Genomic DNA, 24,836 nt, shown 5'->3' with positions numbered 1-24,836 from the left:
CAAAATGCCCCCCTCTTTCTATTAACCTCCATGTTTGTTTGTGCATATAATTTACTAATCAAACGATAAGGACCATATTGGGGGATGTCTCTTATGGGCAAGAAAAAACAGCCGAAATTTAAAATAGGCGATACAGTCGTAATAATAATGTATGGGACAGTCGGGAAAATAACCGATGTAAAATTTCTCGATGGTGCTTATGTGTATGAAGTGAATTATAGTGAAGGTCTTTATATTGAAAAAACATTGCAATCCATAAATGAATACGAAGGAGAAATCCTTTATCAAAGAGAACAGATCGATATTGAGTATAAATATTTATTAGGTGACTTAGTCCAGGTAGATGGATATGAACAGGATTATTTCAAGATTATCGGCTATCGAACAGAAATATGGCGCTATAAGGAAAATGCCTGGGAGGATGTGATCTATGAGTTATCACGAATCTCCGACGGGGAATGGCTTGAAGCGCATGAAGAAGAATTGACCTTAATAGCCGATGCCAAACGTGCAGATGCAATTATTCGAAAATTAGGGCTGCTCCTTTCTAAAAAGAATAATGAGCTTGCTATCATTGCTAAACAAAACAACCCTGGTAAAGGTGAGCGAGAAATGACTATGACAAAAAATGAAAAAAAGGAAATGATCGATGGACTGTTAGATTTATATAATGATTACTGTAAGCTCTATGAACATTTTGGCGATGATGAATATCACCATATCATGAAAATCGCCCTTGCTAAAATTGAAAAAGCGGCAGAGGAAATTTATCCGGATCATAAAAAAAAGCAAACAAAGTGAAAGGTATTCCACCCTTCTAATAAGCCAATTAACTAATTACTATACAAAAGCTTCTGTTCAATAATGGCAGGAGTAGATAATTATAAGTGGAGGCAATTTTCATGAAAAAGTGAACACTTCATATGTTTTTATATAATGAAATGCCTTACTGGAATATTTGTCTCTATACATTCATACACCTTTAATTAAGGGGGCGATGATTTGCGAGAAATTGAGGTTTTTATTGATACAGAAGAGATAGCGGAATTCTTCTTTCAAGAATTGATAAGACGGGGCTATCTTCCAACAGAAGCTGAAGTTGAAGATCTTGCTGACATCACATTCGAATATCTTCTTGAAAAATGCATAATTGATGAAGAAGTCGATGAGTAACCTGTCATTAGACGGTTAGCAGCTTCCTTTCCCTTAATTCTAAAAATATTTTAAAAGACGGCGGACCACCGCCGTTTTGTTTGTATTTTTATATGTAAGAGCCTTATTCTAGATCTCTTAATAGATTCCAGATTTCAATCCCTTACAAGCTCTTGAAATTAAGGTTCTGTTTTCCTATCTTGAGGTTGATATGGTATAGTAGTTTTTGAACATCTTTTCAACCAAAAGTTAAGGAGGACATAGTTGTATGAGCGTACATATTGGTGCTAAAGAACATGAAATTGCGGAAACGGTCTTACTTCCTGGGGACCCGTTACGAGCAAAATACATAGCAGAAACATTTTTAGAAGATGCTAAACTATACAATGAAGTACGTAACATGTTTGGATATACGGGGACATATAAAGGGAAACGCATTTCTGTCCAAGGTACAGGGATGGGTGTTCCATCCATTTCCATCTACATAAATGAATTAATGAATAGCTATAATGTGCAGAAGCTGATTCGTGTTGGGACTGCTGGTGCCATTCAGAAAGATGTAAAAGTTAGAGATGTAATCCTGGCAATGAGCGCTTCTACGGATTCACAAATGAACCGCCTGACATTCGGGGGAGTCGATTTTGCTCCAACAGCAAATTTCGATTTGCTAAGAAAAGCTTATGAGGCAGGTATTGCCAAAGGTTTGCAATTAAAGGTCGGTAACGTGTTTACGGCCGATCACTTTTATAACGATAATAGTGAATTAGAAAAATGGGCGAAATATCAGATTCTAGCTATAGAAATGGAATCAGCAGCTCTATACACGCTTGCTGCTAAATTTGGACGTCAAGCTCTTTCTGTTTTAACCATTTCCGATCACATATTAACTGGTGAGGAAACGACGTCTGCTGAGCGCCAGTCAACATTTAACGAAATGATTGAGGTAGCATTAGAAGCAGCAATACAGGACTGATATTTAAGAAGAAAATTTACTTGCGGGTTACCAGGAATAAATGAAGCTGTACGATGATAGTTAGGATACAGACTCATTTATTCCATGGTATCCGCATTTTTGTAATTTAACAGATTATTGGCAGGGAAATATTATGGGTTTGGTTAAGAATTTTATTTCTGATTTTACCTACGCGAAATGGTGAAAAAAGATATATATATGATCAAAAGTTGTTTTTTTGATAACTAATATTTTCCGATTAGCCTGAAAGCTGATAAAATAGAGAAAAAGTTTATATCGTCATGAAGAATGAAAGTGGTGAGGCTTCAGTGGAAGAAGAAAATCAAAAACAGCCTAAAGAGGCAGGGAAATTCATAAAAATAAAGAAGTTTACGTTCATTATGGGGATTTTCTTACTCATATTTCTAACCGCAGGGATTACTACAATAGCCTTGACCTTTGGAGATGAAAAAGTAGAGTCTTTAGCACCGGATAAACATTCGGAATTTGAAAAGCTGTATTCTACATACGATACGATAAAAGATAACTACTATGAAGAGATTGATCAAGACAAGCTGGTTGACGGGGCAATTAATGGAATGATCAAATCATTGGATGACCCATATTCTACTTATATGGATAAAAAGGAAGCATCGAGTTTCCATGAGAGCATCTCTTCATCTTTTGAAGGAATCGGTGCTGAGATACAAGAGCAGGATGGAAAAATTATGGTCGTTTCACCGATAAAAGGGTCTCCAGCAGAAAAAGCAGGGGTAAAACCGAATGATATCATTTTAAGTGTGGACGGTAAAAGCATTGAAGGATTAAGCTCTTCTGAGGCTGTCCTGAAAATCAGAGGCGAAAAAGGGACGAAAGTGGATTTATCCATCACTAGAGCAGGTGAGCCGGAACCGATTGCTCTTACGATTAAGCGGGATACCATTCCAATTGAAACAGTATATGCCGAAATGCTAGATGATGGAGTTGCCAAAATCCAAGTAACAAGTTTTTCTGAGCATACTGTTAAAGAGTTGGAAACGGCACTTAATGATATGTCCAAGAAAGATATGAAAGGCCTTATCTTGGACTTGCGTGGTAACCCAGGTGGATTGCTTGACCAGGCTATAGATATGGCAAGCTTGTTTATTCCAAATGGGGAAGTAGTTCTTCAAGTTGAGGAACGTAGCGGGAAAAAAGATGTCTATAAATCGAAGAATAATGGAGAGTTGAAGATTCCAGTAGTCGTATTGATTGATGATGGCAGTGCAAGTGCATCTGAAATTGTCGCAGCGGCTGTCAGTGAATCAGCGGATATTCCTTTAATAGGTGTTAAATCATTTGGGAAAGGAACTGTACAAACAGCCCAAGACTTCGATGATGGATCTAACTTTAAATACACGGCAGCAAAATGGCTGACTCCTGAAGGTAATTGGATTCATAAAAAAGGGATCAAGCCGGATATTAAAGTGAATCTTCCTGATTATGCCAGCCTTCCATATATTTCGCCGGATAAGGAATTGAAAGCATCTGATTCTTCCAGTGAAGTAAAGGCAGCTGAAAAAATGCTGAAAGCAGCAGGCTATAATCCAGGTAAGATAGATGGATTCTTTGATGAAGAAACAACAAATGCAGTTAAAGAATTCCAAAAAGAACAAAAGGTTAAAGAAACAGGTATTATCAAAGACGATACAACCGTAAAATTAATGCAGGTCATCCGGGAGAAAATCCTTGAAAATGATACACAAGTGAAAAAAGCAGTGGAAGTTTTAAAGAAGGAAATCAAATAATTTGAGTATAAACAGCCTGTCAGCGATTACCGTTGACAGGCTGTTTATCGTTAATTGCATAATACTTCAATAAAAGGGGAAAAATATGGTTACTTTTACCGATGAGGTGAGGATATGAAAGAGAAGGTACTGTTCATATGTTTAATTGTCTTAATGCTGGCTGGTTGTTCATATTCGCCTGTTCCCCAATTAAATAAGAATAAAAATACGGAAAAAAACCTTTCTAAAGAAGAGAGCCAAGAAAGTATGAAAACTTTTCTATTGATTGGTGTCGATTCTCGTGGAGAGGAGGATTCTCGGGCAGATGCTGTGATACTAGCACGCTACTTTCCTGAGCAGCAGAAGCTAAAACTGGCTTCTATTATGCGTGATAGTTATGTGAAAATACCGGGTTATAAATACGGATATAACAAAATAAATGCTGCTTATTATTATGGTGGCAGTGAACTACTTAAGAAAACAATACAAGAAAACTTAGATGTTAAAGTCGATCATGTTGCAGTAATTGATTTTAAGGGATTCGTAAAGATGGTTGACCTACTTGCCCCAGATGGTGTGATGGTAAATGTGAATCAGGAAATTATTGATGATATGAGCATTGAAGCCAGCAGCGGTAAAAATGTATTACATGGTGAGGAAATATTGAAATATGTCCGTTTCCGACATGATGATGAAAGTGATTTTGGACGGGTCGCGCGTCAACAGGAAGTATTAGTTCAATTAAAAACGGGATTTATTAATCAAATCTCATCCTTTGAAGGGATGGTCGCCCTACCTAGTATTATTGAAAAAGGGATGTCCTACCTAGATACGGATATTGGGATGAAAACGATTATGGAAATGGGCTCTCAAGTTGTCTTCCAATCCCCAGATTCTGTAGAAACCTTAAGGATTCCAGTTGAAGGAAGCTATAAAGATGAAATATATCCCCAATCTGGAGCAGTTTTGAAAATGGACTACACTAAAAATAAGGAGGCACTTCAAGAATTTTTTTCAAGGTAAGAAGTGCTGATCGATCACTATTTGTTAATATTTAATCAATTTTTTGAAAAATTAAGCTTGATTTAATAATATATAATCTTTTATAAAGAACCTCGCAAGAATAAATATAAATATCATAGTAAAATGAACGAGGCGAAATCACATATGCGATTCCGCCTCGTTATGATTAGTTTCATCTAAAAGATGAAACCTGGCTCAATTGACAAAAAGCGGAATGTTTTTCACATAGTCTGGTGAAATAATACCGTTTTCTGTTATGATGCTCGTGATTAGATGATTCGGTGTGACGTCAAAGGCTGGATTGAATGTCTTTACATTATCTGGGGCTATCTTTACTCCCTGAATGAAGGTAATCTCGTCCCCATTCCGCTCCTCAATCGGGATGGATGTGCCAGATTCAAGGGAAAGGTCGAAAGTGCTTGAAGGAGCGGCCACATAGAATGGGATACCGTAATGATTAGCTAATATTGCCAATCCCAAGGTCCCGATTTTATTAGCAGTATCTCCGTTTGCCGCAATCCTATCAGCACCAACTATAATACCATTGATTTGTTTATGATGAATGGTATGAGCAGCCATATTGTCAGAGATTAAAGTGACGTCCACTCCAGATTGCATTAGTTCCCAAGCAGTCAAACGTGCCCCTTGCAGGACAGGTCTTGTTTCACATGCATATACCTTTATCGGAAAGGCTCTTTCTTTCGCTAGATGGAAGGGAGCCAAGGCTGTACCATAGCGAGCAGTGGCAATTCCCCCAGCGTTGCAATGCGTTAATATGGAATCTCCTTCAGCAAATAAGGATAAACCATGTTCCCCGATTTTTCGGCACATTTCTTCATCTTCTGTAAAGATTGCTTTTGCTTCCAGTATAAGTGCCTCTTTGGCAGTTGGAATACTCTTGGCTGCTTGCAAAATGTTTTCCATCCTTTTTAACGCCCAAAAAAGGTTGACTGCAGTAGGGCGTGAAGAAGCTAGTTTTTTAATATGTGTAGTTACATTTTGTTTGAATTCCCCTAAATCAGTTGAACCATCCTGATTCGCTCCAAGTGCGACACCGAATGCTGCAGTTAGACCAATTGCTGGGGCACCGCGGACCTTTAATGTCAAAATGCTGTCAAATACATCCTCAACGGAATAAAGTTTAATGAATTCTGTAATTGTAGGTAAGGCCTGTTGATTTAATAAAGTTATATGAGTATCATCCCATTGAACGGAATAAGGTAAGGCTGTTGTCGTCGTCATATGTAGTTCTCCTTTTAAAGGGTTGAATAGGTAGGCAGTGTATGTTGCTTCAATGCTTCAATCACAGCTGGAACATCTAATTCTTCCCTTTTTTTAATTAAAAAAGCACCAATTTTCAATGTAGCCGTTTTGGCAGCGATTCTTGTTTCTTTATCTTCAATAACATTTAAATCTGCAACATGAGATAAGCCTATTGTTCTCCGAATCAGCTCGCAGCCAGCAAAACCATATGCATCTTTTCTGAATTTAGTGAGCACATATGATAGATAACCATTTACTTGACGAAACGGACTTTTATTTTGGGTATTCCAAAGACTAGTATATGTCTCTTCAAAAGTATCCCAAAATTCTTGGAGGTGTGTGAAAATTTCCTCTTTTCCAGCGGGATTACGTGTAACTGCCTGGAATAGAATGTTTGCTGTGTATTGGCCAAGATCAAACCCAACTGGTCCATAAAAAGCGAATTCAGGATCAATAATCTTCGTTTCGGTATCACTTGCAAATATACTTCCCGTATGTAAATCTCCATGAAGTAAGGCTTCCTGTTCGGTTTCAAAGCTTTGTTTCAGCTTAGCGACTTCAAGTATTACTTCTTGATCATTCCAAATGCTTTTGGCAGCATCCGTCAATTCTACTTCATATTCACCCGGTAGTTCTTCAAAAAAAGGATCTGTGAAAACAAAAACTTCAGTAATTTTGCAGAGTTCAGGATTCGTGAAGTTTCGGGCCACTTCTTTTTTCGCAGACGGTTCTAAATGAAAATCAGATGTGTAAAATGCCGTTTTGGCAACATACTCACCAATATGTTTCGATAGTAATGGAAATTGATCGCCATCGATTAAGCCTGTTCTCGCTATTTTTAAGTGTGAGAGGTCTTCCATGATTGTGATAGCAAGCTGTTCATCTGAATAATAGACTTGCGGTACAAATTCGGGACAATAGCTCTTGAAATGGATAAGTGCATTTGCTTCAATTGCAGCCCTTTTTAAGGTCAGCGGCCAACTTTCACCAAGTACCTTTGCATAAGGAACCGCTTGTTTGATTATAATTCCTTTTTTTGTGGCTGTGTCTGTAATATGAAAGACATAATTTAAGTTTCCATCGCCTATCTCTCTACATTTTAAAGTGGCATCTGTTTTGACCAACCCTAGTTTTTTTGCAAGGGTTATTGCAGTTTCATTTGACAGTAATTCAAAGTTCGAATGGTTTAAAGTCATTATTTTCCCCTCCAAATATTTAAAATAATAATGAAAAAGCCTCTTTCATATAGAAAGAGGCAGAAGTTTTAGCTTCGGACCTCTTATCTTCCAGAAATATTGCTTTCTGGTGGAATTAGCACCGTGCCCTGTGGATTTATAATCCGGCGGAAACTCCGCCCCATTTCACAATGGTATTACAGTCGGTTGCTGGGCTTCATAGGGCCTTTATCCCTCAGCCTGCTCTTGATAAGAGTAAATGTAAATGTTTTCTGAAATTTTAATCTTCGGGAAAATAATATCAACTTTTTAAATAGTTTGTCAATGGGTAATTTAATAATAATCCGCACGACGTTCTTCGAATTCAGTTTTGTTACATGCTTCCGTTACTTTTGAGAGGTCCAGGGTACCTGTTAGGAGTTCTTTCTTCGCCGGCTTCACTTACGATATTCCCCCATGGATCTATAATCAGGGATTGTTCGGCAAATAGTTTAATAAAATCGGACCCTGAACGATTTAATGCTAAAACGTAGGGTTGGTTCTCCATGGCACGGCTGACCCTATATCGGTCCCTAATGATCGAGGCTCGGTTTGGGCCACTCGGCGGATACGAATAGAACTTCCGCACCTTGAACGGCATGGACTCACTGACATCCTTGTATACGTATGTTATAACAAATGAATGTAATCGTTTTTTCTGCTTCTTCATCCGCAATCTCATTCAACCTAGTTAAGTCGTATCCAACTGTTCAAAGTTCAGGTAAAATAACTATATCCGGATTAGATTAGACGGCGTTTTCTATCCATTTGTACTGCGAAATGAAAGTTAATATAGGGTTATCCAAAGGCATATCCATTTGGTGGAAGGAGATTTTCCATTTCATTTTTTAAAACCTCTATATGTAAAAAAACACTTTACAAGACTATGATAAACATATATCATTTGTGACTAGAATTTCAAGAAATTTCAGAGAAGGTGTTTAATGATGCAATTCGAAAAATCCAGACAGCTTCAGGAACTACCCAAGCAGTTTTTTGCTTCTCTAGTTGCAAAAGTTAAGGCAATTACAGAGCAAGGTCATGATGTCATTAATTTAGGGCAGGGAAATCCTGACCAGCCGACGCCAGAGCATATTGTGAAAAGTTTGCAGACTGCTGCAGAAAATACAATAAATCATAAATATTCTCCTTTCCGAGGACATCAATACTTAAAAGAAGCTGCGACTGTCTTTTATGAACGTGAATATGGTGTCAAGTTAGATCCTAATAGTGAAGTGGCTATTCTATTTGGTGGAAAGGCAGGACTTGTCGAACTTCCACAATGTTTATTGAATCCCGGGGATACGATTCTGGTACCTGATCCAGGCTATCCTGATTATCTATCTGGTGTAGTTTTAGCCCAAGCAAAAACAGAATTCATGCCTTTGACAGAAGAAAATGATTATCTTCCGCATTATGGAGAAATACATACAGAAACCCTTGAAAGAGCCAAAATGATGTTCTTGAACTATCCGAATAATCCAACTGGAGCATCAGCAACTGAGGGTTTTTTTGAGGAAACCGTCTCGTTTGCGAAAGAACATTCAATTTGTGTGGTTCACGACTTTGCTTATGGAGCGATTGGATTTGATGGAAAAAAACCGATTAGTTTCCTTCAAGCAGAGGGGGCAAAAGATGTAGGTATCGAAATATATACTTTATCTAAAACATATAATATGGCAGGGTGGAGAGTGGGCTTCGCTGTTGGAAATAAAAGTGTCATCGAAGCTCTTGAACTGTTGCAAGATCATCTTTATGTAAGTCTTTTCCCTGCAATTCAAGAAGCAGCGGCAAGTGCGTTACTAGATTCACAAAGTTGCGTAGAAGAATTAGTGAACAAATATGAAGGGCGCAGAAATGTTTTTATTGATGGATTACGTTCCATCGGCTGGGATGTCCAAGCTCCTAAAGCATCTTTCTTTGCATGGCTCAAGATTCCTGAAGGTTTCACGTCCGAGAGTTTTGCTGATTATTTATTAACGCATGCTCACGTAGCTGTTGCTGCTGGAAATGGATTCGGTGAATTTGGAGAAGGATATGTTAGGGTGGGGTTACTTACTTCTGAAGAACGGCTTCAAGAAGCAGTTGAACGGATTCGCGCATTGAATTTATTTGGAGAATAGTGGAAGATTCCAAGTTAGCTACCGTTAAATTGTTGAAAACTTATTGACAAAGTATGGATTACCTGTCAGAATACAAAATAAATTCTTAATCTTTTGATACTTGAAGTTTAAATATATCAGCGTTTTCTTATTTTGAGCAGGTGGAGGGACTAGCCCTATGAAGCCCAGCAACCGACCGTAATTCCATTGCGAAATGGGGCGGAATTCTTCGCCGGATTTTTTTGGAATCCACAAGGCACGGTGCTAATTCTTGCAGCTATAAGCTGGGAGATAAGAAGATGGCTTTTTTAAAGCCTCTTCTTTATGAAGGGGCTTTTATTGTTTTAACATGGATTAACAGCCGAAGATTCCATTCTCCATATATCGAGGTAATAGGAAAATGATGGAAACCGTATTAGCCAGATATTAGAATACTGACTTCAAGACTTTACTAACGTTTAATAGGAGTGATCAGATGAGCGAGATAATCGCTACTTATTTAATTCATGATTTCAATGGCGAACATGAGAAAAAAGCCGAGAGTATTGCCTTAGGTTTGACAGTAGGAACATGGACGGACCTGCCTCATTTGGTCCAGAAGCAGTTGGAGAAACATAAAGGACGTGTTGTTTCCGTCACCCCTCTACCTGAAGCAGAAAGAGCAAACCGTTTTTTCAATCGTAAGGTGTACCGTTCGATGATAAAAATTGCCTACCCGTCGGGAAATTTTTCTAATGATTTACCGGCTATTCTCACGACAGTATTCGGTAAATTGTCATTGGATGGGGAAATCAAACTGATTGACTTGGATTTTGTTGGCGATATACACAAGGCTTTTCCAGGACCTCAATTTGGGATTACAGGTATAAGAGAAAAGATTAACGTATTGGACCGGCCTCTGGTGATGAGTATTTTTAAAGGGGTATTAGGACGGGATCTCTTATTCCATAATGAGCAGCTGAAACAACAAGCATTAGGAGGAGTCGACCTGGTAAAAGATGATGAGATTCTCTTCGATCAGGAGCAGACCCCATTCATTGATAGAATAAGAACGGGCAGACAAATTTTGAAAGAAGTCTATGAAACAACGGGCCATCGAACTTTATATGCTGTCAATCTATCAGGTAAAACTTTTGAATTATTAGAAAAGGCAGAGCGTGCAGCAGAAGCAGGTGCCGATGCCTTATTATTTAACGTTCATACATATGGATTGGATGTACTTCAAGCTTTGCGTGAAAACGATCGTATTAATCTACCGATCATGGCTCACCCTGCATATAGCGGAGCAGTAGCTTCATCGTCATTTTATGGTGTCAGCTACGCGTTATTGCTTGGAAAATTAGTAAGACTATCAGGTGCGGATTTATCTCTATTCCCTTCTCCATATGGAAATGTGGCACTTGAGAAAGAGGAAACATTAGCGATTGCTGAAGCTTTGACGAAAGATGAGCCGTCATGGAAAAAAGCCTTCCCGGTTCCTTCAGCAGGTATTCATCCGGGAATGGTTCCTAATCTAATTAAGGATTTTGGGAAGGACAGCGTAATTAATGCAGGCGGTGGAATCCACGGACATCCCGACGGAGCAAAGGGCGGGGCAAAGGCTTTCCGTTCTGCTGTAGAAGCTGTTCTTACAGGCAAGGCATTATCTGATGCGGCTTATGAAGATGAAGCACTAAGCAAAGCACTTGAGTTATGGGGAGGCTTGTAAGGAATAATGAAACCGATTATTTTTTGTGATTTTGACGGAACAATTACTAACTCAGATAATATCATCGCTATCATGAAAAAATTTGCACCTCCGGGATGGGAAGAGCTAAAAGACGGTGTTCTTCAGCAAAAAATCAGTATATCTACAGGAGTTGGGAAAATGTTTTCCCTGCTTGACAGTAGTCTAAAGGAAGACATTATTCAATATGTGAAGGATACAGCCGGCATTCGCCCAGGGTTCAACGAATTTGTGGATTTTACAAAACAAGCGAACATACCTTTGTATATTGTAAGTGGCGGTATGGACTTTTTTATTGAACCGCTTTTAAATGATATATTGCCTTCAGATTGTGTTTATTGCAACAGAGCTTATTTCAATCAGGAAAAGATCTTAATTGAGTGGCCGCATACTTGTGATAAACAATGTAACAATGATTGTGGTTGCTGTAAGCCATCTATAATGAGGGAAATTACAGAAGCAGATGATTATAAAATTGTTATTGGAGATTCGGTGACTGATTTTGAAGCGGCAAAGCAGGCTGATTTTGTAATCGCCCGTGACATACTGCTTGAGAGGTGCAGAACAGAAGAGATTCCCCATCAAGGATTTGAAACGTTTTATGATGTGATGCACATTTTAAAACAGCAGATGGAGGTAAAAGCATGAAGAACCATACTAAAAAGTGGCAGGAATTAGCGGAAATTAAGGCTGAACTTGCCGAACGGGATTGGTTTATGGGGACGAGTGGGAATTTATCCATTCGCGAGTCTAGAAGCAGTTCCTTTTATATTACGGCAAGCGGTAAGGATAAACGGAAGCAAACGGATGCGGACTTTTTACTAGTGGATTTAAAAGGAATCCCAGTTGAGAAAACAGAGCTGAGGCCATCTGCTGAAACTCTGCTTCATACAGTGATTTACGAGAAAACTAATGCGAACTGTGTACTCCATGTCCATACTGTAGAAAATAATGTGATTTCTGAATTATATGGAGATGAAGGGGAAGTGACTTTCCGTAATCATGAAATTATTAAAGCGACAGGGCGATGGAATGAAGATGCAGAGTTTAGAATTCCAATAATATACAATCACGCTGACATTCCTTTGTTAACTGAAAAGTTCAAGCCACATGTTGAAGAAGACTCAGGAGCGGTGCTTATTCGCAATCACGGAATCACGGTTTGGGGGAAAAGTGGACTCGAAGCAAAAAGAATTCTAGAAGCATGTGAATTTTTGTTTCAATACCAACTGTTGCTCAATCAGCAACAGGCATTTGCAGGTTCGATAAAATAAAAACTCATAGAGGAGGAATAGGTAATGGCTACAATTAGATTCCATGAAACAAATGAGGTTATTGAAAACAGTGAACAGGTAAAAGATTTTTTAGAAACACAAGGTGTTATATACGAACAATGGGATATATCGAAATTACCGTCCCATCTGGTAGAAAAATATGATCTAACGGATGACGATAAAGATGAAATCCTTGTAACGTTCAAATCAGAGATTGCAGAGATTTCTGAAAGACGCGGATATAAAGCACATGATATCATCACACTATCCGATGCAAACCCAAACTTGGATCAAATGCTTGAAAACTTTAAGCAGGAACATCATCATGAAGATGATGAAGTACGTTTTATAGCAGGTGGAACCAGTATCTTTGCTATTGAAGGCAGTGAACAAAAATGGTTTGATGTACGACTGAATCCTGGAGATTTAATCAGCGTACCAGAATCGACGCGTCATTACTTCACGTTAGCAGAAGATAGAAAAACTGTAGCTGTCCGTATCTTCGTAACAGCAGCAGGTTGGGTTCCAATTTACGAAAAAGACGAAGTTCAAGCATAAATCAATTGAGAAAAACCAGCTATCGGGCTGGTTTTTTTATATGGCCTTCGCGGGTGCTTTAGAAGGGCAAGTATGATAAAATTTAACGGAATTAAATTTAGCTGGATTATAGGAGCAGATACGAATGAAAACAACCGAAGTGTACATATTAGGTGGTTTTCTCGGTAGCGGGAAAACAACGCTTCTTCGAAATATATTAAAGCAGGAAAGTGTAGCGGGTAGAAAAGTGGCCGTGCTATTAAATGAGCTCGGCAGTGTTTCAGTGGACAGCGGTTTGATTGGTGATGATGTACCTCTGAAGGAGCTGTTTGACGGTTGTATCTGTTGTACAATTCAGGATAAGCTCGAAGTTCAGCTGCATGAATTGTTGACGGAAAATGATTTAGACGCCGTTTATATTGAAACAACAGGTGCTGCGCATCCAGTTGAAGTGCTGGATGGTATTATGTCACCGCTATTCGCGAAAAAACTGGAATATAAAGGGATTATAACAGTTGTTGACTTGTTGAGGTGGCGCGACCGAGATGAGCTTTCTCCACAGCTACGCCAGTTGCTTGCTGAGCAAATCCATCATGCGGATTTCATTTTATTAAATAAAGCGGATCTAGTAAGCGAAATGGAGGCAGCCCAACTTATTTATTCCATTCAAGGTCTGAATCCTGAAGCTGTATGTTTATTGACAGAGTATGCAGCTGTCTCCTTGATATCTTTGCAACAGATGCAAAGGAAACAGCATAAAGTCCATCAAAAACTGGATGTCCAGAGCCATTTGCATTTAACGGCCGTTGTTCATACATTTGAAGGGGCAGTGGTACAAACCGACTTTGAAGATTGGCTTAGGGCACTTCCAGAAACGGTCTATCGAATGAAAGGATACATTTCCTTCACACATTCACAATACCCTCATTTATTTCAATACTCATACGGAATGCCAATGTATATGAATGAAATGATAAAAATGCCACTAAATATCGTTATTATCGGTGAGAAATTGGATAAAGAAATGATGATTAGTCAGTTAAAAGCTTTGGAAGCAAAAGCACCACATTAAACGATTACTGCCGATGAAAGAGGGGAAAAGAAAGTTAACTTTCTTTTCAAGGAGGCGGTATTTGTGCCCTGGAATAAAAACGATTACCCTGATTCAATGAATAATCTTGATAAAGATGTCCGAGAAAAAGCAATTGAGATTGCGAATGCCTTACTTAATGAAGGCTATAAGGATGGAAAAGCTATTCCAATTGCCATTGACCGGGCCAAAATGGCTGTCAAAAAAGATTGAAAAATGGTCAGACCCCATTAAACGGGTCTGACTATTTTTATTGCTGCAACCCACCAAAGGCTGCAAATGTTTTCTCATCTTCAATTAACCCGCATGCTGCACATTGCACACGAACTTCAGGACCATTATAAGCTAGATGGAATGGCTGAAGAGAATCGTTCGAGTATTGTTCAACAATCTCACCGGATTGCGGATCCTTTTTAACAGGTGTTGGTATTTGCTGAATGAGATTGAAGCGAGATTTATTTGTCCGGCAATTCGGACAGCGGTATACTTGAGACATTATACTCACTCCTTTTTTGAATTTTTAAAAGTGTAATCGTATTATAAAGGTAGTCTTTACGAAAATGATTCTTAATATGTATAAATTAGTAATGGATGGAAGGGATAATTTTATGAAAGAAACGGTCATGAATGAAGCATTATTGGAAGCATATATAAGTATCTGGAATAATCGGAAGATAACAAATGGGGAAGGGGGAAAAGTGTTATCAGAACTTATCCGACGTGAACTTTTAGATGAAAACACCCATCCTCGTGCCCGAAAACCAATACTTGAAAAGTTTTACCTCAGCATTAAACGGGTGATGGAATCTTCGCTTTCTGATGAGAAAAAGAACGCAATCGTTATGGCCTATGTTACGGAACTCGAAAGGCTCTCATCCTCGAAGTAAATATCACAAGTGAATGTTAGTTAATATTCTTTTTTGTTTCATACTTTTTTCACAACTCATTGTTAAAATTTAAAAAAAATAGATATTTTATGAATAAGGAGCCGAAAATATGAAGTGGGGTGTTGCGCTTTTGTTTGCCGTCATACTACTTAGTGGGTGTAATAGAAGTGATACATATACAAAAATAAACAAAGATAAATCTTTTTTGGCGACAGTCAATATTAAGGATACGTCCCTTACATTCATAGATAAAAACTATCAACCTTTTGCCAATTGGGATATTTCAGAACCATTTACCGGAGCATTGCTCCTAGCAGATAAAGATACTATACTTCTTTATGGAAAAGAGATGGAGAAAATCCAGGTGTTTTCATTATCAGCCGGAAAACTGATAGACAGCTGGGAAATAGGGAAAGGGATTGTCAATATGCTGTTGCTTCATGACGGAAAAAGCATCGTGGCAGTCAATCAGTCGAATCATTCCATCTATTTTTTAAATGATAAAGGTGAGGAGCAGGATATAGTCAAGGTTGGGAAAAGCCCATTGACCGTTCTTCAAGGAGAGAAAGCGAATCGCTTGTATGTCATTAACTTTGGCGATACCAAATGTTCGGTAATCAATCTGGAGACGAAAAAGGTGGATATGGAATTTCCGATACATAGTTCTTCAACAGGCACCTTATTAAGGGAAGAAAAGGATGAAGTTTGGATAGGCGGCCATGGTGTTGGAGACAAAGTAGAAGAAAATCTCTATATTTATTCGGCAAAAACGGGAGAGTTGAAGCAAAAGTTGAAGGCCCCAACTATGCCGATAAAGTTCATTGAGAATGCTGAAGGGATTTTTATCCTCAGTCACGGCACTAGCTCCTTATATAAATTGAATGATCAGTATGAAGAAGTGAAAAGCAGAGTGGTCGGCGTCAATCCTTTTGAAATGGCGAACTTTAAACAAGACGTGATTGTGGCGGGATATGATAGTGATGAAGTGTATGTAGTGGATGCTGAAACAGTCGAGGTTAAAAAAACCATCAAAGTCGGTCAAGGTCCATTTCAATTGATGTTGAGGGAGTAGATAACATGCACGGTTACACCATTTTAGTCGTTGATGATGAAGAAGATATGCGTAATTTAGTTGAAATGTATTTGCTTAACTCAGGGTATCGATGCCTTCAAGCTGCAAATGGTAAAGAGGCTATAAGTCTGGTTGAAACATATGAAGTCGATTTAATCCTTTTGGATATCATGATGCCAGAAATGGACGGTTTTTGCGTCTGTGAAAAAATCCGTTCAAGTTCGGATGTTCCTGTAATTTTTGTTAGTGCGAAAGGTGAAGAATGGGATAAGGTAAAAGGGTTGAAGCTCGGTGGGGACGATTACATTGTAAAGCCATTTAATCCGGGTGAACTCGTAGCAAGGGTGGAAGCGGTATTAAGAAGAACAGGGAAAATCTCATTGAATGAAGAAAATCAAACTTCCGTCCGATTCGGTAAAATCAATTTAAACCTCCAATCAAGAACGGTTCTGCTAGATGGGAAGCCAATCAATTTGACCTTGAAAGAGTTTGAATTGCTTCTATTTCTTATGCGTCATAAAAATCAGGCACTAAGCCGTGAACAACTACTTGAAAATGTTTGGAGCGGAGAATATGGAGGATCTTTACGTACGGTCGATACCCATATCAAAACGCTTAGGATGAAATTGAGGGCGGCCGATTATATTCAAACTGTCTGGGGAATTGGTTATAAGATTGAGGAAAAAAATGAGTAATAAGTGGTCATCACTCTCTTTTAAACTATGGCTAACTATTATTACAGCAATCATTCTTTCAGTGTTGTTCGCTTATTCTCTTTCTCAATATTATTATAAAAATTTGTATGTGGAAAAGTTGAAAACCGATCTAGTCAATGAAGCTTCCTTACTTGGAGCGGACTATTTCGGAGGTGAGATCAGTGATGCTTTCAAACAACAAGTTGAATGGTTTAACAGTAAAAGTGACAGCGAGGTCTTTGTCGTCAATAATCCAAGGGAATTAAGTGCCTGCCTTCCCTTTGAAATCAATTATGACACCCTCATTTCTGCAGAAGAACGGCAAATGCTCTTAGATGGAAAGGTTGTTGAAAAAGAGGGGTATGAGAAAAGGTTTGAAAAGAACATCGTAGCGGCTATCATTCCCTTGATTGATGAAGACCGCCTCGAAGGTATCATCTATACATATATTCCTGTAGACTCGATTACAGATTTACTTAAGGAATTTGCTGCAAAATGGATGGCAGCCGTTCTCTTATTCTTAATTGTTTCCATTTTATTGACAACAAAATGGTTGAAAAAGCTAGTCAGTCCGATTAAGGAAATCGAGACAGCTGTCCATCGTGTCTCAGAGGGAGATTATGACATACAGATTCAGGTAAAGAGCCATGATGAAATAGGGAATCTAGCACATGCTTTTAATGAAATGGCCAAATCCATTCATTTAGAGGAAGAAAGAAAAAAAGAGTTTCTCGAAAATGTTGCCCATGAACTACGGACGCCGTTAAGTTACGTGAAAGGTTACACGCAGGCTATATTGGATGGTGTTGTGAAAAATGAGGAAGAAGAGCAAAAATATCTTCAACTTATTTCAAGGGAAGCACTTAGGCTACAGCGGCTTGTAGGTGATTTGATGGACTTATCTAAATTGGACAGTGATCAATTCACTTTAAATAAAACTCCGATTGCCTATGCACAATTCATTGAAGATGTACTTGCCAAATATGAACCGATATTAAAAGAAAAGCAGCTTGGTTTAGAGCTCGAACTAGATCCGGATCCAATTATACTAGGAGATGAAGGAAGGATAGAGCAAATCCTTCATAATGTCTTTGATAACGCCGTTAAGTATACGAATCCAGATGGATTCATCAAAATTACTTTAAGACAGTATAAAGGAGATTGCGAGCTCATAGTCACTGACACGGGCAACGGGATTCCTGCAGCTGATTTACCTTATGTCATGAATCGCTTTTATAGAGTAAACAAAGCACGAAGCCGATTTGATGGCGGATCGGGGCTGGGTCTTTCCATCGTGAAAAAATTGGTGGAGCTACAAAATGGTAAAATTGAAATAGAAAGCAGGGAACATACAGGTACAAAAGTCAGCATTGTGCTTCCGACCATAAAAGAAGATTGGACTTCATAAAAAAGGGGAAACGTTCAATGATAAAAAAGATAATGTTATTATGTACAGCTTTAATCTTGTTGGCAGGATGTGGCAAGGAAGAGGAAATTCCGAAAATGCTAAATGTCGAGTTAACTGTCGATCCTGTTCAAGGAGAAATAAATGAGCCGGTAAAGTTTCAGGCAAAAGTGACTTATGGGGATGAAGAAGTGACGGATGCGGATGATGTCAGTTTTGAAATATGGCTTGCAAATAGTGATGACCACGACAAAACGGCTGTAAAACATAAAGGAAAAGGTATCTATGAATTGGAAAAAACCTTTGATAAAGAAGGAACCTATTATGTTTATGCTCATGTAACGGCAAGGAATATGCACAACATGCCTAAAGAGGAATTCGTCATAGGCAAACCAAGTCAGCCTGAAGAAAACGGAGGTAAAAAGGAAATGGACGAGATGAATGATGAAGAAAAGAAATAATAATTTTACTGATAAAACTAAAACAATTCGGGGTTTACCCGGATTGTTCAGACTGTAGACAAACTCGATGGAAATCGAGTTTGTCTACAGTTTTTTTGAGGGGGTGTAAAAATTCGAACGTTGATTTCCGCTCTAGGCACTCGCTTTCCGCGGGCGGTCAGGGAGCCTCCTCGGCGCCTTTGCGCCTGTGGGGTCTCCCTTGGACACGCTTTTCCCGCAGGAGTCTCGCACCTTCCGTTCCAATCAACTTTGTTTTAACAATTAGAAATAAACACTTTTTCCTACAGTCTTTTTTGTTTTAATATAGGAGTATTAAAACTTGAGGTGATGACGATGCTTTCGAAACATAATTCTATTCAGCGAGATCAACTTGAAATGATTACTTTGGATCAACTGGTGCCAGCGAACCATTTGGTTCGTAAAATTGAGGGGGCCATAGACTTCACTTTCATTTATGACTTGGTGAAAGAGATGTATTCAGAGATAGGCCGCCCAAGTATTGATCCAGTTATTTTAGTTAAATTGACATTCATTCAATATACCTTCGGTATTCGTTCGATGCGTAAAACGATTGAAGAAGTTGAAACGAATATGGCTTACCGTTGGTTTTTAGGTTACGGTTTCCATGATAAAGTACCTCACTTCTCAACGTTCGGGAAAAATTATGAGCGTCGCTTTAAAGATACAGACCTGTTTGAACAGATTTTTTATCGTATCTTAATGACAGCCTCAGAAAGAAAGTTAATTAGTGCAGAGCACGTATTCGTTGATTCAACACATGTGAAAGCCAGTGCGAATAAGCGGAAATTCGAAAAGAAAATCGTTCGTAAGGAAACACGAGCATATCAAGGACGCCTTCAAGAAGAAATAAATCAAGATCGTGAAAACAATGGAAAGAAGCCTTTTCCACCGGATAAATTTGATAAAGAAGAAACCAAAGAAATTAAAGAAAGTACAACTGACCCTGAGAGTGGCTACTATGTAAAAGATGAACGAACAAAACAGTTTGCCTATTCATTTCATGCGGCTGCGGACCGCAACGGTTTTGTGCTGGGGACGATTGTAACACCGGGAAATACGCATGATAGTCATATCTTAGAGCCTCTTGTTGAACAAGTGATTGAGAAAGTTGGAAAACCTGAAGCTGTTGCCGCAGATGCAGCTTACAAAACACCAGCCATTACAAGCTACCTTTTTGGGAAAGAAATCACACCAGCTTTACCCTATACACGTCCACGAACAAAAGAAGGGTTCTTTCGCAAGCATGACTATGTTTACGATGAACATTTTGATTGTTATCTCTGCCCATCGGGCGAGATTTTAAAGTACTCAACAACAAATAAAGAGGGCTATCGCGAGTACAAATCACCCAAACACACTTGTGCGACATGCTCATTTTTATCACAGTGTACAGTAAGCAAAGACCATCAAAAAGTGGTGACACGCCATATCTGGCAAAATTATATGGAAGAAGCAGATCATCTGCGTCACCACAAGGATGTAAAACCTATATATGCGAAACGCAAAGAAACAATAGAGCGTGTATTCGCAGATGCAAAAGAAAAGCATGGTATGCGTTGGACTACTTTAAGGGGACTTAAAAAATTGTCGATGCAGGCGATGCTTACATTCGCTGCCATGAATTTAAAGAAGATTGCCAATTGGACATGGCAAGGTCCAATAATGGCTTAATAAAGTGGGCTCGTAGAGGCCCAATCTCTTAATCTTGATCAAAATTCAAAGGGAATTTCAAAAGGGGTATAGAATTAAAACATTCTGGACCCCTTTTGTCTACAAACTGAACAATTCGGGGTTTACCCGGATTGTTTTTTATTTTTGTAAAAATTAAGGGTTTTAAAATAGTTTTAGAGTATATGAATTTTGAATTCTCATTACTTAAGAAAAAAGTACACATAAAAATGACGAAAATCAACTTTAAATCGATAAATTTGTAACATAAAAGTAAAGAAAGTCATACTAAAGGGTTTGGCAACGAGATGTCAACTAAAAGTTATTAGTATTCCATGGAAATGGTTCTATGTAACTACCATTGACAAGGATTGTCTGGAAAAATATGAGTATATGTACTAGATCCCAAAACATCGATAGAGAAAGCTTTTTTGATTACTTTCTCTGAAACTTGGATCGAAATTTTTTCACATTCGTTACCTGTAAAACATATGGAAATAGATGGTTCCTATATTACAAAAAACGCATGTTATGATGAATCCAGAAACAAAACACCAATGAACTTTACAGGAGGAATTACAAATGAAAAAGAAAATGTTTATGTCAGCAGCAGCAGCAGCAGCTATAATTTTCACTGGAGTGGGAGCTAACCAAGCAGAAGCAGCAAACTGTGATACTGTTAAACAAGTAACATATAAATCTATTAATCAAGAAGATATGCAAAAAGTCCTTAACCAATATTTAACTAAATACAACATAACATTACCTGCTTCACAATCCTTACAAGTTCAACAACCAGTTCAACAACCAGTTCAACAACCAGTTCAAAAACCAGCTCAAAAACCAGTTCAACAACCAGCTCAAGAACAAGCTCAAAAACCAGTTCAAAAACCAGTTCAAAAACCAGCTGGAACTACGAATTCACAACCTGAAAAAAATACTGATGAAAAAACAGAGACAAGCTCTGAATTAAGCGCTTTTGAACAACAAGTGGTTAAATTAACTAATGCAGAGCGTGCAAAACAAGGATTGGCAGCTCTTAAAATAGATACAGAATTGAGCAAGGTTGCTCGTTTGAAATCTCAAGATATGAAAGACAAAAATTACTTTGATCATAATAGCCCAACTTACGGCTCTCCATTTGATATGATGAAAAAATTTGGAATCAGCTACACATCAGCTGGGGAAAATATCGCACAAGGTCAAAAAACACCTGAAGAAGTAGTTGAAGCTTGGATGAACAGCCAAGGACATCGTGAAAACATCATGAACTCAAGCTTTACTCATATCGGAGTAGGCTACGTAGAATCTGGTAACTACTGGACTCAACAGTTCATCGGAAAATAATAAGAATGATAGATTAATAGTAGAGTGTACCCTGGGAATCATATGGGTGCACTCTTTTTTTTTATTAAGTCGTTGAAATATATAGGATAGATAAGGGAATTGATTCTAAATAGAATGAATTCCATCAAATCCGAATAAAATTTAGTCGATACTGCTATAAATAGCATCGATTTTACAAATACTCGCATCAACACAAAAGCAGGAACCGCACTTATTCATTAGTGAGGCTCCAGTAGCGCCAAATTAAATATCAGATACATCAATTTCCGAATACTGGGCATTGAAACTTTTCTGGAGACGGATTTCCAATGTTGATTCTTTAAATTGTGCGGATGCTCCTTTCTTCTTTACAAGAGCAGGCAATGTAATTACATGCCGGTCCGTCGCTTCTGGGATTCCCTCAACGATGGATTGATTAGATGTATGGTAAAGTTTCATTTTTTTTAGCCATGCTTCATCTTCTATGGGAATTCTTACAAAGACAAATAAATGGGTTTCAAATACCTCGGCATGTAAAGGGTGTTCAGTTCTAGTATTTTCTTTTTGTGAGCTAGTATCGTTTTGTTGCATCATTCCTTGCATATTTTCAGGGATCATCTGCGAAAATATCTTTTCAATGAACGACTGTACATCACTTTGCTGCATATTTTTCATGAAATCCTTTTGGTTTGAATTATTTTTTAAAGAAAAAAGTGAATTCCAAGGAAACATGTTGAATTCCTCTCTCCTGCAATCAACTGACAGGGTTATTTCTGTTATTTTATGCAGGCTGAAGCCTAGATGTTCATTTGTATATTTGCTAAATTATAGAAAATGAATCAAACTTATGTATAATTAAGTAAAATCCATTAGATAAAGAGGGAAAGCCTGTGGATGATAAAGTAGCTTTTATAACTGGAGGAGCAACGGGAATCGGCAAGAGAATCGCCTATTCACTCGCAAATAATGGAGTGTCTATTATCATTACGTATCGAAAAAGTAAAAAAGCAGCTTTAGCATTGGTGACTGAATTGCAGGAAAGGTACCATATTAAGGCGCTCGCTCTTGAAGGTGATGCTTCAAGTGAGAAAGATTGTAAACAGGTAACAGAATTGGTCATAGAAGCCTTCGGACATGTTGACATGTTCATTCATAATGCTGGGCCATATATGCATGAACGTAGGCCTATGACTGAATATAGCAGTGATGAGTGGAATTACATTATGAACGGTAATTTAAATGGTTTTTTCTATTTTGCTAAGGAAATAATTCCTCATATGCGCAGAAGAAGTTGGGGTAGGATCATTACTTTAGGGTTTGACCGCTGTGAGACGGCACCAGGTTGGATTTATCGTTCCGCTTTTGCCGCAGCCAAAAGCGGATTGACTTCCTTAACTAGAACTTTAGCGGTTGAAGAAGCAACAAATGGAATCACCGTGAATATGGTCTGTCCCGGCGATATTATTGGTGAATGGAAGGAAGAAGAGATAATAGTTGCAAAAGGACAAAAGGATGTAACTGTTCCAATTGGCAGACCGGGGACGGGAGAAGATTTAGCTCGAGTTATCACGTTCTTATGTGATGAACAATCCGATTTTATTACCGGAAGCATCATTCCGGTTACAGGTGGAAAAGATGTTTTGGGGAAAATTCACAAAGCTTAGTTTGTTTAATTTGGTTATTAAAATGGAAAAAGGTGAGTCCGTTAATTCGGCCTCACCTTTTTTTAAACCATTTTTTTATATTTTACTTGCTGTATATACCTTAAACGTGCTGCCAAACCTATAGCTCCAAGAGCCAAACCGGAAATTAAGCCAATCCAATATCCGAAGGCTCCCATACCTGTATATTTTGCAAATATAAAACCGATGGGTAGCCCTAGAATCCAATAGGATACTAGAGACATAGCGAAGGTAACATTTACATCTTTATATCCTCGTAGTATTCCTTGTATAGGTGCCTGGAGTGCATCAGAAATCTGAAAGAAGATTGCATATATTAAAAAATGTGATGTCAGCATCATTACATTATAGTCTTTTGTGTATGCCGACGCGACGGGTTCACGGAAGAGAAATAGAATGGCCGACAAAACAAGCGACATCGTTAATGCCATGGTAATCCCAATCCAGCTGTATTCTTTGGCATCTTTGTATCGAGCTGCCCCGATTTCAAATCCAATTACAATTGTCAATGCCATTGATATACTTAGCGGCATCATATAAAGCAATGATGCAAAATTCATTGCAATCTGGTGCGAAGCAATTGTCACGGTATCATATTTACTCATCAAAAGGGTAACCGCTGAGAAAATACTTGTTTCAAAAAAGATAGCCAGCCCGATAGGCACCCCAATTATTAATAGTGCACGCCACTCTTTCCAGGAAATCCGGAAAAACTCACGGAAAACTTTATAGGTTGAAAATGGGCTGATTTTCACCACAACAAGGATGGCAACCAGGGCAATTAACCAATAAGTAATTGCTGTTGCATACCCTGAACCAACGCCGCCAAGTTCAGGGAATCCAAACTTTCCGTATATTAACAGGTAATTAAATACGACGTTAATTGGCAGTGCACATAAGGTTATTATCATAGAAATTCTAGTTTGGCCAAGCGCATCAATGAAGGCTCTCAACGCATTATAAACGAATAGGGGAATAATCCCGATTGAAAGGGCGATCAAATAGTCATGGGCTACCCGGTGGACAGTATCTTCAAGATTCATGGCATTTAATATGGGGTTTAATGCAAACGCCCCAATGATTAAAATGACTAAAGCTAAAGTGACGGCTAAATAAACTGCCTGCATTACTGAATAGGAAACGGATTTCGACTGCTTGGAACCGACGAGCTGTGAGACCACCGGCGTTAAGGCAATCAAAATCCCGCTCAACCCCGTATAAACAGGTGTCCAAAGTGAACTACCGATTGATACGCCAGCAACGTCCTGCGTACTGTACTGTCCCGACATCATCACATCAAAAAATGTCATGGCATAAAGGCCAATTTGAGTGATCAGAATGGGGATTAATATATAAAATAATAGGCGGATCTTTTGTGATTTTGTATAAGTCTGATTCATCGATGTACCTCAATATCAATATTTGAAATTTTCCACACAATGAAAGAATTATATCACATAAGCTTGTGATGGTTTAAGTTTTTATTTGATACCAAAAAAGACTTACCGTAAAAACGGCAA

Annotated in this window: 26 protein-coding genes and 2 riboswitches; of the genes, 20 read left to right on the top strand and 6 right to left on the bottom strand. The window is 38.4% G+C overall.

From position 1 onward, the window contains the following. Window positions 1–93 precede the first annotated feature (93 nt). From RE409_RS16685 to RE409_RS16665, 5 genes are all read left to right on the top strand, one after another. Window positions 94–801: a hypothetical protein gene (locus RE409_RS16685; protein ID WP_053346598.1), complete on the top strand. Its 708-nt coding sequence runs from the start codon at window positions 94–96 to the stop codon at window positions 799–801. 201 nt (window positions 802–1,002) lie between these two features. Continuing rightward, window positions 1,003–1,173 (top strand): YozD family protein, encoded by a 171-nt coding sequence (locus tag RE409_RS16680; protein WP_064505166.1) that lies wholly within the window; start codon window positions 1,003–1,005, stop codon window positions 1,171–1,173. A gap of 247 nt (window positions 1,174–1,420) precedes the next feature. Then, window positions 1,421–2,125: a purine-nucleoside phosphorylase gene (gene deoD, locus RE409_RS16675; RefSeq protein ID WP_053346597.1), complete on the top strand. Its 705-nt coding sequence runs from the start codon at window positions 1,421–1,423 to the stop codon at window positions 2,123–2,125. A gap of 281 nt (window positions 2,126–2,406) precedes the next feature. Then, on the top strand, window positions 2,407–3,891 hold the full coding sequence (locus RE409_RS16670) for a lmo1851 family serine protease (RefSeq protein ID WP_201185409.1): 1,485 nt from the start codon (window positions 2,407–2,409) through the stop codon (window positions 3,889–3,891). A gap of 114 nt (window positions 3,892–4,005) precedes the next feature. Next, window positions 4,006–4,893, top strand: coding sequence for an LCP family protein (locus tag RE409_RS16665; RefSeq protein WP_201185407.1), 888 nt, complete (start codon window positions 4,006–4,008; stop codon window positions 4,891–4,893). Between the two features lie 195 nt (window positions 4,894–5,088). On the opposite strand, the gene mtnA is transcribed toward RE409_RS16665, so the two are convergent. The 3 genes from mtnA to RE409_RS16650 form a co-directional block, all read right to left on the bottom strand. After that, window positions 5,089–6,135, bottom strand: a complete 1,047-nt coding sequence (gene mtnA / locus RE409_RS16660; protein ID WP_309557826.1) for an S-methyl-5-thioribose-1-phosphate isomerase — start codon at window positions 6,133–6,135, stop codon at window positions 5,089–5,091. Between the two features lie 14 nt (window positions 6,136–6,149). Next, a complete protein-coding gene (mtnK, locus tag RE409_RS16655; protein ID WP_309557825.1) occupies window positions 6,150–7,352 on the bottom strand; it encodes an S-methyl-5-thioribose kinase in 1,203 nt (400 codons plus the stop codon). 80 nt (window positions 7,353–7,432) lie between these two features. Continuing rightward, a riboswitch (SAM riboswitch) is annotated at window positions 7,433–7,587 on the bottom strand. Window positions 7,588–7,704: 117 nt separating this feature from the next. Then, the gene (locus tag RE409_RS16650; RefSeq protein WP_309557824.1) at window positions 7,705–8,040 is read right to left on the bottom strand and encodes a nitrilase-related carbon-nitrogen hydrolase; all 336 of its coding nucleotides are present in this window, start codon (window positions 8,038–8,040) and stop codon (window positions 7,705–7,707) included. A gap of 274 nt (window positions 8,041–8,314) precedes the next feature. Between RE409_RS16650 and RE409_RS16645 the strand changes: the two genes are divergently transcribed. The 7 genes from RE409_RS16645 to RE409_RS16615 all read left to right on the top strand — a co-directional run bounded on the left by RE409_RS16645 (window position 8,315) and on the right by RE409_RS16615 (window position 14,312). Further along, window positions 8,315–9,493: a pyridoxal phosphate-dependent aminotransferase gene (locus RE409_RS16645; RefSeq protein ID WP_274607024.1), complete on the top strand. Its 1,179-nt coding sequence runs from the start codon at window positions 8,315–8,317 to the stop codon at window positions 9,491–9,493. Between the two features lie 124 nt (window positions 9,494–9,617). Continuing rightward, window positions 9,618–9,770: riboswitch (SAM riboswitch) on the top strand. Between the two features lie 177 nt (window positions 9,771–9,947). Then, window positions 9,948–11,180: a 2,3-diketo-5-methylthiopentyl-1-phosphate enolase gene (mtnW, locus tag RE409_RS16640; RefSeq protein ID WP_201223982.1), complete on the top strand. Its 1,233-nt coding sequence runs from the start codon at window positions 9,948–9,950 to the stop codon at window positions 11,178–11,180. Between the two features lie 6 nt (window positions 11,181–11,186). Further along, window positions 11,187–11,846: a 2-hydroxy-3-keto-5-methylthiopentenyl-1-phosphate phosphatase gene (locus RE409_RS16635; protein ID WP_201223984.1), complete on the top strand. Its 660-nt coding sequence runs from the start codon at window positions 11,187–11,189 to the stop codon at window positions 11,844–11,846. Further along, on the top strand, window positions 11,843–12,472 hold the full coding sequence (locus RE409_RS16630; protein WP_309557823.1) for a methylthioribulose 1-phosphate dehydratase: 630 nt from the start codon (window positions 11,843–11,845) through the stop codon (window positions 12,470–12,472). Before RE409_RS16635 ends, RE409_RS16630 begins: the two co-directional genes overlap by 4 nt. 24 nt (window positions 12,473–12,496) lie before the next feature. Then, entirely contained in the window at window positions 12,497–13,030 is a 534-nt protein-coding gene (locus RE409_RS16625) for a cupin domain-containing protein (protein ID WP_201223986.1), read from the top strand. A 124-nt stretch (window positions 13,031–13,154) separates the two neighbouring features. After that, window positions 13,155–14,081, top strand: a complete 927-nt coding sequence (locus RE409_RS16620) for a CobW family GTP-binding protein (protein ID WP_309557822.1) — start codon at window positions 13,155–13,157, stop codon at window positions 14,079–14,081. Between the two features lie 63 nt (window positions 14,082–14,144). Beyond that, window positions 14,145–14,312, top strand: coding sequence for a DUF2188 domain-containing protein (locus tag RE409_RS16615; RefSeq protein WP_201188176.1), 168 nt, complete (start codon window positions 14,145–14,147; stop codon window positions 14,310–14,312). A 37-nt stretch (window positions 14,313–14,349) separates the two neighbouring features. Here RE409_RS16615 and RE409_RS16610 read toward each other — a convergent pair whose 3' ends face one another. Further along, window positions 14,350–14,595, bottom strand: a complete 246-nt coding sequence (locus RE409_RS16610) for a hypothetical protein (protein WP_056520764.1) — start codon at window positions 14,593–14,595, stop codon at window positions 14,350–14,352. Between the two features lie 76 nt (window positions 14,596–14,671). On the opposite strand from RE409_RS16610, the gene RE409_RS16605 reads away from it, so the two are divergent. The 7 genes from RE409_RS16605 (at window position 14,672) to RE409_RS16570 (ending at window position 21,655) form a co-directional block, all read left to right on the top strand. Continuing rightward, entirely contained in the window at window positions 14,672–14,986 is a 315-nt protein-coding gene (locus tag RE409_RS16605; protein WP_242486041.1) for a hypothetical protein, read from the top strand. A 109-nt stretch (window positions 14,987–15,095) separates the two neighbouring features. Then, window positions 15,096–16,058 (top strand): YncE family protein, encoded by a 963-nt coding sequence (locus RE409_RS16600; protein ID WP_201250763.1) that lies wholly within the window; start codon window positions 15,096–15,098, stop codon window positions 16,056–16,058. Between the two features lie 5 nt (window positions 16,059–16,063). Continuing rightward, window positions 16,064–16,753 (top strand): response regulator transcription factor, encoded by a 690-nt coding sequence (locus RE409_RS16595; RefSeq protein ID WP_201185389.1) that lies wholly within the window; start codon window positions 16,064–16,066, stop codon window positions 16,751–16,753. Beyond that, on the top strand, window positions 16,746–18,161 hold the full coding sequence (locus RE409_RS16590) for a sensor histidine kinase (RefSeq protein ID WP_309557821.1): 1,416 nt from the start codon (window positions 16,746–16,748) through the stop codon (window positions 18,159–18,161). The genes RE409_RS16595 and RE409_RS16590 overlap by 8 nt, the downstream gene beginning before the upstream one ends. Before the next feature lie 17 nt (window positions 18,162–18,178). Then, window positions 18,179–18,619 carry a FixH family protein gene (locus tag RE409_RS16585; RefSeq protein ID WP_201185385.1) on the top strand — a complete coding sequence of 147 codons (441 nt, stop codon included), beginning with the start codon at window positions 18,179–18,181 and terminating at the stop codon, window positions 18,617–18,619. 333 nt (window positions 18,620–18,952) lie between these two features. Continuing rightward, on the top strand, window positions 18,953–20,311 hold the full coding sequence (locus RE409_RS16575) for an IS1182 family transposase (RefSeq protein ID WP_309557820.1): 1,359 nt from the start codon (window positions 18,953–18,955) through the stop codon (window positions 20,309–20,311). Window positions 20,312–20,890: 579 nt separating this feature from the next. Continuing rightward, complete coding sequence (locus RE409_RS16570; protein WP_309557819.1) at window positions 20,891–21,655, top strand: CAP domain-containing protein; 765 nt, start codon at window positions 20,891–20,893, stop codon at window positions 21,653–21,655. A gap of 243 nt (window positions 21,656–21,898) precedes the next feature. Here RE409_RS16570 and RE409_RS16565 read toward each other — a convergent pair whose 3' ends face one another. Next, window positions 21,899–22,366: an Hsp20/alpha crystallin family protein gene (locus tag RE409_RS16565; RefSeq protein WP_201185383.1), complete on the bottom strand. Its 468-nt coding sequence runs from the start codon at window positions 22,364–22,366 to the stop codon at window positions 21,899–21,901. Window positions 22,367–22,524: 158 nt separating this feature from the next. Between RE409_RS16565 and RE409_RS16560 the strand changes: the two genes are divergently transcribed. Further along, window positions 22,525–23,298, top strand: coding sequence for an SDR family oxidoreductase (locus RE409_RS16560; protein WP_053346579.1), 774 nt, complete (start codon window positions 22,525–22,527; stop codon window positions 23,296–23,298). 62 nt (window positions 23,299–23,360) lie between these two features. Here the strand turns inward: RE409_RS16560 and RE409_RS16555 are convergent, their stop codons facing one another. Then, entirely contained in the window at window positions 23,361–24,716 is a 1,356-nt protein-coding gene (locus RE409_RS16555; RefSeq protein ID WP_201185381.1) for an MATE family efflux transporter, read from the bottom strand. Window positions 24,717–24,836 lie beyond the last annotated feature (120 nt).

The organism is Peribacillus sp. R9-11, assembly GCF_031345095.1.
Taxonomy (GTDB): domain Bacteria; phylum Bacillota; class Bacilli; order Bacillales; family DSM-1321; genus Peribacillus; species Peribacillus butanolivorans.
This window is presented reverse-complemented; position numbering and strand designations above follow the sequence as displayed.

Coding starts and splice junctions, on each gene's coding strand:
- RE409_RS16685 (WP_053346598.1), top strand. CDS start 94: ATGGGCAAGAAAAAACAGCCGAAATTTAAAATAGGCGATACAGTCGTA.
- deoD (WP_053346597.1), top strand. CDS start 1,421: ATGAGCGTACATATTGGTGCTAAAGAACATGAAATTGCGGAAACGGTC.
- RE409_RS16670 (WP_201185409.1), top strand. CDS start 2,407: ATGAAGAATGAAAGTGGTGAGGCTTCAGTGGAAGAAGAAAATCAAAAA.
- RE409_RS16665 (WP_201185407.1), top strand. CDS start 4,006: ATGAAAGAGAAGGTACTGTTCATATGTTTAATTGTCTTAATGCTGGCT.
- mtnA (WP_309557826.1), bottom strand. CDS start 6,135: ATGACGACGACAACAGCCTTACCTTATTCCGTTCAATGGGATGATACT.
- mtnK (WP_309557825.1), bottom strand. CDS start 7,352: ATGACTTTAAACCATTCGAACTTTGAATTACTGTCAAATGAAACTGCA.
- RE409_RS16650 (WP_309557824.1), bottom strand. CDS start 8,040: ATGAAGAAGCAGAAAAAACGATTACATTCATTTGTTATAACATACGTA.
- RE409_RS16645 (WP_274607024.1), top strand. CDS start 8,315: ATGATGCAATTCGAAAAATCCAGACAGCTTCAGGAACTACCCAAGCAG.
- mtnW (WP_201223982.1), top strand. CDS start 9,948: ATGAGCGAGATAATCGCTACTTATTTAATTCATGATTTCAATGGCGAA.
- RE409_RS16635 (WP_201223984.1), top strand. CDS start 11,187: ATGAAACCGATTATTTTTTGTGATTTTGACGGAACAATTACTAACTCA.
- RE409_RS16630 (WP_309557823.1), top strand. CDS start 11,843: ATGAAGAACCATACTAAAAAGTGGCAGGAATTAGCGGAAATTAAGGCT.
- RE409_RS16625 (WP_201223986.1), top strand. CDS start 12,497: ATGGCTACAATTAGATTCCATGAAACAAATGAGGTTATTGAAAACAGT.
- RE409_RS16620 (WP_309557822.1), top strand. CDS start 13,155: ATGAAAACAACCGAAGTGTACATATTAGGTGGTTTTCTCGGTAGCGGG.
- RE409_RS16610 (WP_056520764.1), bottom strand. CDS start 14,595: ATGTCTCAAGTATACCGCTGTCCGAATTGCCGGACAAATAAATCTCGC.
- RE409_RS16605 (WP_242486041.1), top strand. CDS start 14,672: ATGTATAAATTAGTAATGGATGGAAGGGATAATTTTATGAAAGAAACG.
- RE409_RS16600 (WP_201250763.1), top strand. CDS start 15,096: ATGAAGTGGGGTGTTGCGCTTTTGTTTGCCGTCATACTACTTAGTGGG.
- RE409_RS16595 (WP_201185389.1), top strand. CDS start 16,064: ATGCACGGTTACACCATTTTAGTCGTTGATGATGAAGAAGATATGCGT.
- RE409_RS16590 (WP_309557821.1), top strand. CDS start 16,746: ATGAGTAATAAGTGGTCATCACTCTCTTTTAAACTATGGCTAACTATT.
- RE409_RS16585 (WP_201185385.1), top strand. CDS start 18,179: ATGATAAAAAAGATAATGTTATTATGTACAGCTTTAATCTTGTTGGCA.
- RE409_RS16575 (WP_309557820.1), top strand. CDS start 18,953: ATGCTTTCGAAACATAATTCTATTCAGCGAGATCAACTTGAAATGATT.
- RE409_RS16570 (WP_309557819.1), top strand. CDS start 20,891: ATGAAAAAGAAAATGTTTATGTCAGCAGCAGCAGCAGCAGCTATAATT.
- RE409_RS16565 (WP_201185383.1), bottom strand. CDS start 22,366: ATGTTTCCTTGGAATTCACTTTTTTCTTTAAAAAATAATTCAAACCAA.
- RE409_RS16555 (WP_201185381.1), bottom strand. CDS start 24,716: ATGAATCAGACTTATACAAAATCACAAAAGATCCGCCTATTATTTTAT.